The following is a 12,139-nucleotide window of genomic DNA, read 5'->3' on the forward strand; positions in this document are numbered from 1 at the left end:
ATCCCTGAGAGCATGCTCAGCCTTGAGCGGCTACCGGCGCAACAGGCCTCAGACACCACGCGCCTGTGTCGCTGTTCGGTGCGATCAACGTCACTGTCGGAAAGTAAGTTCGATAGCGGCGCGTATCGCGTGTCAAAAGCGGAAGCTGTTCGACCGCCGCATGGGCGCCAATAAAGAAATCCGGAAGTACGCTGCAGGCACCGCCCGCGTTACGGTACTGAATGGAGGCCTTACCCGCGAGCAATAGCGCCATTCTCGGTATCGGCGCGACGGTGATGCTCGCCTGCGACAAGGCTGCTTCGAAATCTTCGATCATCGGAAAGCGGATGGACGTTTCAGCAAAAATCACGTCATTGATCAGCAGCGGGCCTTGGCGGGCGGCGTCCGCCAGACGAGCAAGGGACCACTCCCACCGGCCCGGAGTCTGGATAAAGACATCCAGAAGGACGTTGGAATCGACCAGCGTCACACGCTAGTCCCCGCGCGTGATCGCCATGATCTCATCCGTGGAAAGACCCGGGCCGACGATACCAACCAGTTTGGCAAAACGACTGGGCTCGCTTGTATCGGCTTTTTCGATCACGATGGTACCATCCGCAGCGCATCGGAACTCGACCTTGCTTCCCGGAACGATCCCCAGATGTTCACGGACAGGCTTGGAAATTGTCACCTGGCCCTTACTCGTAACTGTCGTCGCCATAGCGGAACTCCCGGAAGTAATACCCGCTCAAAACATGGTAATACCCCGCAACTTGTCCAGACCAGCCGATGGTTAATCGCGTCTTAACCTCGCCGTATCTATGGTGGTTTGATCGGTTTCCGGGGCTCGCTTAAGTCCTTTGATCGCTTTTGAAAGTGCTGGCGTTTCAGACATGGCAATGACCGCCTCTTCCGGCGTGGCGCAGGGCGCCGGCAGTGCAACCCCTGCCGGTCAGGCCGAACGCTCGCCGTTCTTGCGTACGACCGAGCTGCTGGCGCCCTACCAGCCGGCCAAGCCATTGATTACGCTGTCCCTCGGAGAACCGCAGCACCCGGTGCCCGACTTCGTCGGGCCGATCCTGGCGAAGCACATTGCCGAGTTCGGCCGCTATCCGCTTGCCAAAGGCATCGAGCCGTTCCGACGCGCCGCCGCCAACTGGCTTTCGAGCCGGTTCCAGCTCCCTCGCCCGATCGACCCCGAGAGCGAAATCCTGGTGCTGAACGGCAGCCGCGAAGGGCTGTTTTTCGCGGCGATCACCGCCGCCCGCTATGTTGGCCCACGCAAGGGCAGGCCCGCGATCCTGATGCCCAACCCGTTCTATCCGGCCTATGGCGCAGGCGCCCGAGCCGCTGGTTGCGAACTGATCTACCTGCCGACCACACTCGCCAACGGATTCCTGCCGGATCTCGATACGCTCGACGAGGCGACACTGGCCCGAACCGTCGCGATGTTCATTGCCTCGCCCGCCAACCCGCAAGGCGCCGTCGCCTCGCGCGACTACTTCACGCGGCTGAAGACCCTCGCCGACCGCTACGGCTTCATGATCCTGAGCGACGAGTGCTATTCGGAAATCTACACCAGGCAGGCGCCGGGCAGCGCCCTGGAATGCGCCGGGCCTGATTTCACCAACGTCGTTGCATTCCAGTCGCTGTCGAAGCGTTCCAACCTGCCGGGCATGCGCGTCGGCTTTGCCGCCGGGGATGGAAAGTTCCTCGCTGCCTTTCACGAGTTGCGCAACGTCGCGGCACCGCAGGTGCCGGTGCCGCTGCAACACGTCGCGGTCGCCGCCTATAGCGACGAGACGCATGTCGAAGAAAACCGCAGGCTTTATCGCATCAAGTTCGATCTTGCCGATCAGATCCTGGGCAGCCGCTACGGCTATGTGCGGCCTGCCGGCGGCTTCTGCGTCTGGCTCGACGTATCCCAGCGCGGCGGCGACGAGGCGGCGGCGGTGAAGCTTTATCGGGATGCTGGCGTCCGCGTGATCCCCGGCAGCTATCTGTCGCGGCTGCAGCCCGACGGCTTCAATCCCGGCGCGGGCTACATCCGTCTCGCGCTGGTCTCAGACAGTGAATCAACGGCCGAGGCATTGCACCGGCTGGTCGAAATTCTGGATTAATCGCAGGGCCCCAATGAGCATGCCAGCGATCGAACGTGTCATTCCCCTGGTCGGTCATCTGCCGGTCTCGATCCGCGAGGCCCTGGCGCGGCGGCTGCGCGAGCTTGCCGGCCTCAGCCTGATCGCGCTGTCCGGCGTGGCGGCGGCGGCGCTGATGACGTGGTCGGTGCAGGACCCAAGCTTGAGCCACGCGACGTCGCGCCCGATCCGCAACGTTCTCGGCTACCCCGGCGCAATCGGCGCCGATCTGTTGATGCAGATTCTCGGCCTCGGCGCGATCATGCTGATCCTCCCCGTCGCGGTGTGGGGTTGGCGCATGCTGACCCATCGCGCCTTCGACCGCGAAGCGCTACGCCTTGGGTGCTGGATTCTATCCACGGTGATCGCGGCAGGCTTTGCAAGCTGCTGGCCGCATGGCGGCGCGTGGGCACTGCCGACCGGGCTTGGCGGCGTCGTCGGCGACGCGCTGGTGCGTGCCCCCGCCGTCGTGTTTGGCCCAGCCGGCTTCACCTATCGTCTCGTGCTCGGCATCATCCTGTTTGCGGCGATGGCTGCGGCCTTTCTGTTTGCCAGCGGCTGGGGCTCGCGCCCGAAAGAGGAAGAGCTGACGCCGATCGAGGACGATGACGCGCCCTTCGTTGAAGAAGAGGATCGCAGTTCGGTATCGCTCGGATGGGTGTACCATGCCCTGATGAGCGCAAAGGCTCGGCTCGGATGGCTGATGGGCGTGGCCTACCGATCGCTGGTGTCGAGTTCGCCGCCGCCTCGCAAGTCCTCATTCGAACGTCAGGAACCGAGCCTCGGCGGTCGCTCCGCGCCGGCATTGGCCCCGCAGCAAGAGGAATTCGAGGACGAGGAAGAAGAGGAAGAGGACGAGGAAGTCCCGGCCGCCCGCGCTCCGCGCAAGAAGCCTGCACCGCGCGCAGCGGCGCGCAAGTCCGACAAGTTCGAACTCCCTTCGGTGTCGATGCTGACGGCGCCGAAAGCGTCGGACCGGCAGCCGCTCAGCAAGGCTGAACTGGAGGCCAATTCGCGCGCGCTGGAAGGCGTGCTCGGCGATTTCGGCGTCCGCGGCGAGATCGTCAAGGCCAATCCCGGCCCGGTCGTGACGCTGTACGAACTCGAACCGGCGCCCGGCATCAAATCCTCGCGCGTCATCGGCCTTGCCGACGACATCGCCCGCTCGATGAGTGCGCTTTCGGCGCGCGTCGCCGTGGTTGCCGGCCGCAATGCCATCGGCATCGAGCTGCCGAATGCGCATCGTGAAAAAGTTTATCTGCGTGAATTGCTGACTACAAAGGACAGCAACGAGTCGACGGTGAAGTTGCCGCTCTGCCTCGGAAAAAACATCGGCGGCGAATCCATCATCATCGATCTTGCTCGCACGCCGCATATGCTGATCGCGGGCACCACCGGCTCCGGCAAATCAGTCGCCATCAACACCATGATCCTCAGCCTGGTCTATCGCCTGAGGCCGGATCAGTGCCGCCTGATCATGGTCGATCCCAAGATGCTCGAGCTCTCCGTCTATGATGGCATCCCGCATTTGCTGACGCCGGTCGTGACCGACCCGAAGAAGGCGGTGGTGGCGCTGAAATGGGCTGTGCGCGAGATGGAGGAGCGCTACAAGAAAATGGCCAAGCTCGGTGTGCGCAACATCGACGGCTATAACCAGCGCCTCGTCGAAGCCAAGGCCAAGGGCGAGGAGCTGACGCGCACGGTGCACACCGGCTTCGACAAGGAAACCGGGAAGGCGATCTACGAGGAAGAAAAGCTCGAGCTCGAGCCGCTGCCCTATATCGTCATCATCGTCGACGAAATGGCCGACCTGATGATGGTGGCCGGCAAGGACATCGAAGGCGCGGTGCAGCGCCTGGCGCAGATGGCGCGCGCCGCCGGCCTGCACGTCATTCTCGCGACGCAGCGTCCGTCGGTCGACGTCATCACCGGTACCATCAAGGCTAACTTCCCGACCCGCATCGCATTCCAGGTCACGTCGAAAATCGATAGCCGCACCATTCTCGGCGAGATGGGCGCCGAGCAACTGCTCGGCCAGGGCGACATGCTCTATATGGCCGGCGGCGGTCGCATCAGCCGCGTGCATGGACCATTCGCTTCAGACGAAGAAGTCGAGAAGGTGGTGCGTCACCTCAAGACGCAAGGCGCACCGGAATATCTGGAAGCGGTCACTGCGGAGGAACCGAGCGAAGAAGACGGCGCGGTATTCGATTCCACCGGCATGGGCGGCGATGGTGGCGGTGACCTGTTCTCGCAGGCGGTTGCGATCGTCAAGCGCGACCGCAAGGCCTCGACGTCCTATATTCAGCGCCGGCTGCAAATCGGCTACAACCGCGCCGCTTCGCTGATGGAACGAATGGAACAGGAAGGCATCGTTGGGCAGGCGAATCACGCCGGCAAGCGCGAAATTCTGGTCGAGGAGGAAGAGGGCGGATTCTAAAGCGCCGAACGTGGATTCGGCGCAACGATTTCACGGAAAAACGATATCTCCTTTGGTCGAAGCGCGATAAACTGGCCGGCAGCGGGATGCCTCGTCGAATAGAGATCCGAAATATCTGATGACACAACAACCCACCCATCGCGGGCTGCGCTCCGGACTGGCCCTTTTGATCGCCACATCCATCGCCGGCTTCGCGACATCGGCTCTCTCGCAGACCGTGCCGGTTCCGAAGCCCGCGCCCAAGGCCCGCGACGCCAGCATGCAGATGAGCGCACAGGAAAAAGCGCCGATAACCACCGGCGCCACCCAGGCGCCGCCAAATCCGGTGCTTCCGGACCCGCGCCGCAATGTCCCGGCCAATGTTTTTGCAACCTTTGATGCCAACCAGAAGGCGCAGGCTGCGCGGGTGAGTTCATATCTATCGTCGCTACAGACGTTGGTCGGAAATTTCGTGCAAGTCGGCCCAGACGGCAGCAGGACCAAGGGCGATTTCTACATTCAGAAGCCGGGCAAGGTACGTTTCGAATATGACGACCCGAGTCCGATCGCGATTATCGCCGATGGTTCATCGCTGGCCGTGCGCGATCGCAAGCTCGCCACCCAGGACATCTATCCGCTGTCGCAAACGCCGCTGCGTTTCCTGCTGTCGGACAGGATCGATCTGTTGAAGGACACCAATGTCGTCAGCGTCACGGCCGATGACGTCTACATCAGCGTCACCATCGAGGAGAAGCAGGCCCTGATCGGCACCAGCCGATTGATGCTGATGGTTGGCGTCAAGGACGGCCAGCTCAAGCAATGGACGGTGACCGACCCGCAGGGTTACGACACCACGGTTGCGGTCTACAATCTGGACTCGTCCAAGAAGGTCGACCCCGGCCTGTTCAAAATCGACTTCACCAACTACTTCACTCCGGCGAACTGAGCGACGGCGTTCGTTCTCCTTCTTTCTGCGGAGCCGCAGGGTGGGCAAAGCCACCGGTCGCGCGAATGCGCGCCCAGCGACGAGCGCAGGGCGCTCGCGGAGTGATGACAGGCTCCGCGTGCCCACCATTTTCATCGAGATTGGGGTGCATGGTGGGCACGGCGCTGAGCACCTTTGTCCCACACTACGAAATTCCACCTGTGGACAAAGCGCGCGACGTCATCATGAACCGTGGTAAGACGCGGCTCCCATGCGTTTTTCCCTGACAACGTGGAATATCAACTCGGTGCGCCTGCGCATCGATATCGTCGCCAAATTCCTCAAATCGGCGCGACCGGATGTATTGTGCCTGCAGGAAACCAAATGTATCGACGATGCTTTTCCGCTGAAGCGGTTCAAGCGTCTCGGCTATGAGCATGTCGCGCTGAACGGGCAGAAGGGCTATCACGGCGTCGCTATCGTCTCGAAACTGCCCTTCGATACCACCGATATCAGAACCTTCTGCGAAAAGATCGATTCGCGGCATATTTCGGTAGCTTTCGGCGAGAAGGCCCAGCTTGCAAAGCCACTGGTGCTGCACAATTTCTACGTTCCGGCCGGCGGCGACATTCCCGATCCCGCGCTCAATCCGAAGTTTGATCACAAGCTGAAATTTCTCGACGAGATGAAAGCCTGCGAACCGCTGCATCCGCGTGGTGACGACCGGCATATCCTGGTCGGCGACCTCAACGTTGCACCACATGAAAACGATGTGTGGTCGCACAAGCAGCTTCTGAAGGTCGTCTCGCATACGCCGATCGAATGCGAAAAGCTCCTGGCCGCGCAGGCCCATGGCGAATGGTTCGACGTCGCGCGCGAGCGGATCCCGCTTTCGGAAAAGGTCTATACGTGGTGGAGCTACCGCGCCGCCGACTGGACGGTGGGCGACCGTGGCCGTCGGCTCGACCACATCTGGGTCTCGCGCGCGCTGAAGGACGCAGTCAGCGATTTCAGGATTACCCGCGATGCGCGCGGCTGGGAGCGTCCATCGGACCACGTGCCTGTCACGGTGACGCTGGAGGTGTAGTTCTCCGTCGCCCCTACGAACGCAGGCACGACGGGGCTCAAATACTCAGTTTCGCGCCCGCCATCAGAATATCGCTGGCGAGCTGGCTGGTCCGGGTGGCGAGTTCATCGCGCAGGCGGCGCGCCGCAGCGGGGTCACTTTCGAGCACGCGCTGAAACAGGCTGCGTGACACCCGGATAACCGAGGAATGAACAAGCGCGACCGCGCTGGACGGCCGTTTCATGGCCACGATCAGCGCCAATTCGCCGATCAGGGCCCCGGGGCCCGCAACGACTTCAGCGCCGCCGTCCTCGACGCGGAACGAACCGCGCTGAACGATGTAGCCCGCATCCGCTTCATCGCCCGCATTGAACAGATAATCGCCGGGAGAGAAATCGCGCTGCTCCGAGCCGATCGCCAGCATGCGCAGCGCCGCCGTTCCCAACAGGCGTAATGTCGGGACCCGCTCAAGCAGGGCTACATCATCGTCGATCGACATGGACCGTTGACCGGGATGCGCGAAAATTACGAATCGTGGTTGCGAATCGTATCACGGCACCAGTTTGTAACCACCGGCTTCCGTCACCAGGATTTCCGGGTTGGCCGCATCTTTCTCGATCTTCTGCCTGAGGCGGTAGATGTGGGTTTCCAGCGTGTGCGTGGTAACGCCCGAATTGTAGCCCCAGACTTCCTGCAGCAGCGTCTCGCGCGACACCGGCAGTTGGCCGGCGCGATAAAGGAAGCGCAGGATCGCGGTTTCCTTCTCGGTCAGTCGCACCTTTCTGGCATTGGCGGCGGTCAGCATCTTGGAGCCGGGCCGGAAGCTGTAAGGACCGACGGAGAATACCGCGTCCTCGCTGGCCTCGTGCTGGCGGAGCTGCGCCCTGATTCGGGCGAGCAGAACGGCAAACCTGAACGGCTTGGCGACGTAGTCGTTGGCACCCGATTCGAGCCCCAAAATAGTGTCGGAGTCGGTGTCGTGGCCAGTCAGCATGATAATTGGCGCCTTGAAGCCGCCCTTGCGAAGGCTGCGCACGACCTCCCTTCCATCCGTATCCGGCAGGCCGACATCCATCAGCACCAGATCGGGGGAATTGGCTTTGGCGGCGCTGGCGCCCTTGGCGCCGGTATCGACTGCGGAGGCTTCGAATTCCTCATGCAGCGACAATTGCTCCACCAACGTATCGCGCAGATCGGTGTCGTCATCCACGATCAGGATCTTGCGGGCATTGGGCATAGGATACGATCCTCTTGAGGCAGGCGGCGGACACAAGCGAGAGCGTCTCAAAGCCGGGTCTTGGTCGATAACAACCTGATTCGCAGGCAAACTTCACAAGCAAGCCGGGTTATCAGGCACTGATTCGCATTGAGGTAGGAGATTGTTACAGTTTCACAAGCCGAACCGCAGTCTATCCCAAATTTGAGGCGCGTTTGGATGAATGTCCTGTAATGCCGCCAAATAGAGCAATTGAGGTAGGGCAAGCAACCCCAGGGTTCGGGTATTGGCATGGAAAGTAACGCCATTTCAATCACTTATCAGACATATGCGCGTGATCGGCCGTTGACGGCAATCCGGGTCCGCAGGGCTGCCGGCGACCCCTGCCGGGGCTGGCTGACGGCGGACGGTTGGACCGTGCCGGTGGCACTTGGCCGCGGCGGCATCCTCGTCAACAAGCGGGAGGGCGACGGCGGCACGCCGCGAGGCACCTATCATCCGCTGCAATTGTGGTGGCGCGCCGACCGCCATCCCAGGCCGCGGACCTATCTGCCGGTCCGGCCGATCCGGCCCGAAGATGCCTGGTGCGAGGACCCGCAGGACCGCCATTATAACCAGCCAATCCGTCTGGTCCGGGATCAGGCCGGTGACCGGCTGACGCGCGAGGATCACCTCTACGACTTCATCATCGAAATCGATCACAACAGCGCACCGCGAATTGCCGGCCGTGGCAGCGCCGTGTTCCTGCATCTGGCGCGGACCAATTTCTCGCCCACGGCGGGATGCGTCTCGATGACGAAATCCGCCATGCTGCGGCTGCTGCGGCGGATGGGACCGCAGACTAAAATCATCATCGGCTGATGGGGAAGCGAAAACAATGCTCGACAGGAACGCAATAACGGCCGCGTCAAAGATCCTGCACGACCACTGGCGCGCCGGCACCAAATTTTCCGGCCTCGACGAATCGCTGCGGCCGTGCGACCGCATTGAGGCCTACGCGATCCAGGCGGGAATCGAAAAATACTCGTCCGATAGCTTGTTCGGCTGGAAGATCGCGGCCACCAGCGAGGCCGGACAAAAGCACATCAACGTCGACGGCCCGATGGCTGGGCGCATTCTGGCCGAAACCGTCATCCACGACGGCGGAACGGCTTCGATGGCAGGCAACGAAATGCGCGTCGCCGAACCCGAATTCGCCTTTCGCATGCGTGTCGATCTGCCGGCGCGCTCCACGCCCTATACGACGCAGCAGGTTCTCGATGCGGTCGACACGCTGCATCCGGCCATCGAAATTCCGGATTCGCGGTTTGAGAATTTCGTTACCGCCGGCGAAGCCCAACTCATCGCCGACAATGCCTGTGCGCATCTGTTCGTATTGGGGCCGGCGGCAACCGCCGACTGGCGTTCAATGGACCTCGTCGAGGAACGGCCGATTATCACGATGCGCGGCCACCAATTCGTTGGCCACGGCAAGAACGTGTTGGGCGATCCGCGCATTGCGCTGACCTGGCTCGCCAATGAACTGCGCCAGCTTGGCGTGGTGCTGAAGGCCGGCCGCGTCGTCACTACCGGCACCTGTCATGCACCGCTGCCGATTCAGTCAGGCGATTTTTGCGCGGCTGATTTCGGTTCGCTCGGCAACGTGTCGGTGAGGTTCGGATAAGCGTTGCTCACAATCGATGTCGTCCCTGCGAACGCAGGGACCCATAACCACCGTCGCTCGTTGGCACGGAAAGTAACTACCCCATCACCTTACCGGTAAGCCCGCGGCGTGGGTCCCTGCGTTCGCGAGGGACGACGGCACAGACTTTTATCGCGCGCCAAAAATCGCCGAGCCGATGCGCACATGCGTCGCACCCATCTGGATCGCGACTGCAAAATCGGCGCTCATGCCCATCGACAGATTTTTCAGCCCGTTGCGCGCGGCGATCTTGGCCGTCAACGCGAAATGCGGCGCCGGCGCCTCGTTGACCGGCGGGATGCACATCAAACCGGAAATGACCAGGCCGTATTTGTCGCGGCAGCTCGCGATAAAGGCATCTGCCTCGCCGGGCGCGATGCCGGCCTTCTGCGGTTCCTCGCCGGTGTTGATCTGAACGAACAATTCCGGACGCTTGTTCTGCGAATTGATTTCCTTGGCGAGCGCTTCGCAGATGCTGGGTCGGTCGACCGAGTGGATGGCATCAAACAACGCGACGGCCTCCTTCGCCTTGTTGGATTGCAGCGGCCCGATCAGGTGCAACGCAGTTCCGGGATAGGCCAACACCAGCGCCGGCCATTTCGCTTTGGCCTCCTGCACGCGATTTTCGCCGAACACGCGCTGCCCGGCCCCGAGGACAGGCGAGATGGCCGTGGCGTCGAACGTCTTCGACACCGCGATCAGCGTCACCGATGCGCGCTCGCGGCGCGCCTCCTTGCAGGCGCGCGCGATCTCTTGCTCCACCTGAGCCAGGCCATTTGGTAAAGACTTGGTTAGCGGTGTCGCCATCTCTCTCGCGTCATGTCCCGATTTTCGGCCGAAAATTTTACGGCATTTCCTCGAATTTTACCAAGTTCGAGAAAGCCTTTTTGAGCCCTTCACACTACCGTGCCGTGTGGGGGGCATGATGCCTGGCGTTACTTTCAACCGCAAACGGGTCAAACTCAAGAAGCTTCTGGGAATCCGGGCACGGCTTGCGCTGCTCGCCGTGATGCTGGTGGCGCCCTTGATGCTGGAACGGGTCCGTTCGCTCGAAGACGCGCGCGCCAAGCAGATCGCGATGGCTTCGGAGGAGTACGCCAACATTACGCTGCACACTGCGGAGACCCAGCGCGAGGTCGTCTCCTCGGTCGAAGCCATGCTGAAATCGGCTGCCTATATCCGCGCCTCCAGCGGCATCGGACGCAGTTGCGAAATCTTGCGCGCCAGCCTGCCGACCAACCTGCCCTGGATCCGCAGCATCATGATCGTCAGCAAGGACGGCGTGGTGCAGTGCTCGACGCTGACACATGCTGGTCGGCCTCAACATCGGCGACCGTGAGTATTTCCGAAAAGCACAACAGACCCGCGATTTCGTTTTCAGCGACTATTTGTTCGCCAGGGTAAGCAATAGACCGATCCTGATGGCGGCCTATCCGGTAGCCGCAATCAATCAAGAAGAAGACGCCGTGGTGGTCGCCGGCATCAATCTCGACTGGATGTCGAAGATCATGGCCAAGCTCGGCGGACGGCCGGGGATTTCAGCGCTGCTGGTCGACGGCGCCGGCGTCGTGCTGGCCGCGCCGGCGGATGAGGCCAGCATGATTGGCAAGCCGCTCAACAACGTGCCGCTGCTGACGGCCATCGCTCACAAGGCACTCGTTTCCGACACCCCGATGGGCTCGCTTTCCTTCACCGCAGCCGACGGGTCGCAACGCGCGATCAGTTTCGCGCGCATTCCCGGCACGCAGTCCCGCCTGATCGTCAGCATCGACGAGGCCAAAATCACGGCGGCGATCAACCGCGATATTCGCACCGCCTACCTGCAGCTCGGACTAGTCTGCCTGTTCGTGTTGCTCGGCGCGCTGATCGGCGCGGAAAAGCTCATCATCAACCCAATCGAAGTCATGACCGGCATGGCCAGGCGATTCGGCGAAGGCGACTGGTCGGCCCGCGTCTCGCACAGCCGCCTGCCGTCGGAATTCATGCAGCTGGCCCGCGCCTTCAACGCGATGGCGGCGCAACTCAGCCAGCGCGAACGCGAGCTCGTTGCCACCAACGACCGGCTCACCGTGATGGCCTCGATCGACATGCTCTCCGGCCTCGCCAACAGGCGCGGTTTCCAGAGCCGGCTCGATTTCGAATGGATGAAGGCGCAGCAGTATCATAGCGAGCTGTCGCTGCTGATGATCGATGTCGATCACTTCAAGCTCTACAACGACACCTATGGCCACCCGGAAGGCGACGCCTGCCTGACCCGGATCGGCGAAGCGCTGGCCGGCATCGCCGCCGACAATCTGGGCTTTGCCGGCCGCTATGGCGGCGAGGAATTCTGCCTGCTGCTGCCGAACACCGGCACGCAGAAAGCACTCGAGATCGGCGAAACCGTGCGCGCCACCGTTCAAGGCCTCGGCCTGCCGCACATCACCTCCAGCCACCGCACCGTCACCGTCAGCGTCGGCGTCGCCGCGACGCTTCCGAACGACGCCCAAACCCCCGGCGAGCTGATCGAGGCGGCGGATGCCGCCCTCTACGCCGCCAAACACCGCGGGCGAAATACCGTGGTCGAGCACGGCTTTGCAAAGCTGGTGGACGAGGCGGGGATCGCGATGGCCGGGTGAGCGGACGCTCCACGCCATCGGCTAAAACGCTCTTCTCACTGTCCCAACCCGTTGACCCCGCAGCCGCTTCTGTGGCCTAGTCCGCCGTCCTCTGGAT

Annotated in this window: 11 protein-coding genes and 1 pseudogene; 7 read left to right on the plus strand and 5 right to left on the minus strand. The window is 62.1% G+C overall.

Annotated features, from left to right (window positions below; genetic code table 11):
- Positions 1–16: 16 nt before the first annotated feature.
- Positions 17–469, minus strand: coding sequence for a type II toxin-antitoxin system VapC family toxin (locus V1290_RS18660; RefSeq protein ID WP_334365760.1), 453 nt, complete (start codon positions 467–469; stop codon positions 17–19).
- Between the two features lie 3 nt (positions 470–472).
- Entirely contained in the window at positions 473–700 is a 228-nt protein-coding gene (locus tag V1290_RS18665; RefSeq protein ID WP_334365761.1) for an AbrB/MazE/SpoVT family DNA-binding domain-containing protein, read from the minus strand.
- A gap of 172 nt (positions 701–872) precedes the next feature.
- Between V1290_RS18665 and V1290_RS18670 the strand changes: the two genes are divergently transcribed.
- The 4 genes from V1290_RS18670 to V1290_RS18685 all read left to right on the plus strand — a co-directional run bounded on the left by V1290_RS18670 (position 873) and on the right by V1290_RS18685 (position 6,548).
- Complete coding sequence (locus tag V1290_RS18670) at positions 873–2,099, plus strand: aminotransferase class I/II-fold pyridoxal phosphate-dependent enzyme (protein WP_334365762.1); 1,227 nt, start codon at positions 873–875, stop codon at positions 2,097–2,099.
- A gap of 13 nt (positions 2,100–2,112) precedes the next feature.
- Complete coding sequence (locus V1290_RS18675; protein WP_334365763.1) at positions 2,113–4,557, plus strand: DNA translocase FtsK; 2,445 nt, start codon at positions 2,113–2,115, stop codon at positions 4,555–4,557.
- A 118-nt stretch (positions 4,558–4,675) separates the two neighbouring features.
- Positions 4,676–5,482, plus strand: coding sequence for an outer membrane lipoprotein carrier protein LolA (locus V1290_RS18680; RefSeq protein WP_334365764.1), 807 nt, complete (start codon positions 4,676–4,678; stop codon positions 5,480–5,482).
- Positions 5,483–5,732: 250 nt separating this feature from the next.
- Positions 5,733–6,548, plus strand: a complete 816-nt coding sequence (locus V1290_RS18685; protein WP_028348342.1) for an exodeoxyribonuclease III — start codon at positions 5,733–5,735, stop codon at positions 6,546–6,548.
- Between the two features lie 37 nt (positions 6,549–6,585).
- Here the strand turns inward: V1290_RS18685 and V1290_RS18690 are convergent, their stop codons facing one another.
- A complete protein-coding gene (locus V1290_RS18690) occupies positions 6,586–7,026 on the minus strand; it encodes a cyclic nucleotide-binding domain-containing protein (protein ID WP_334365765.1) in 441 nt (146 codons plus the stop codon).
- Between the two features lie 51 nt (positions 7,027–7,077).
- Entirely contained in the window at positions 7,078–7,764 is a 687-nt protein-coding gene (locus V1290_RS18695) for a response regulator transcription factor (RefSeq protein ID WP_028348340.1), read from the minus strand.
- A gap of 270 nt (positions 7,765–8,034) precedes the next feature.
- Here V1290_RS18695 and V1290_RS18700 point away from each other — a divergent pair, with 270 nt between their 5' ends.
- Both V1290_RS18700 and V1290_RS18705 read left to right on the plus strand, forming a co-directional pair.
- Positions 8,035–8,604, plus strand: a complete 570-nt coding sequence (locus V1290_RS18700) for a L,D-transpeptidase family protein (protein ID WP_334365766.1) — start codon at positions 8,035–8,037, stop codon at positions 8,602–8,604.
- Between the two features lie 16 nt (positions 8,605–8,620).
- Positions 8,621–9,406, plus strand: coding sequence for a 2-keto-4-pentenoate hydratase (locus tag V1290_RS18705; protein ID WP_334365767.1), 786 nt, complete (start codon positions 8,621–8,623; stop codon positions 9,404–9,406).
- A gap of 147 nt (positions 9,407–9,553) precedes the next feature.
- Here the strand turns inward: V1290_RS18705 and V1290_RS18710 are convergent, their stop codons facing one another.
- The gene (locus V1290_RS18710) at positions 9,554–10,231 is read right to left on the minus strand and encodes a YggS family pyridoxal phosphate-dependent enzyme (RefSeq protein WP_334365768.1); all 678 of its coding nucleotides are present in this window, start codon (positions 10,229–10,231) and stop codon (positions 9,554–9,556) included.
- A gap of 118 nt (positions 10,232–10,349) precedes the next feature.
- Here V1290_RS18710 and V1290_RS18715 point away from each other — a divergent pair.
- Positions 10,350–12,042, plus strand: a pseudogene (locus V1290_RS18715) (diguanylate cyclase domain-containing protein).
- The last annotated feature ends 97 nt before the right edge of the window (positions 12,043–12,139 follow it).

The organism is Bradyrhizobium sp. AZCC 1578, from assembly GCF_036924675.1.
Lineage (GTDB): Bacteria > Pseudomonadota > Alphaproteobacteria > Rhizobiales > Xanthobacteraceae > Bradyrhizobium.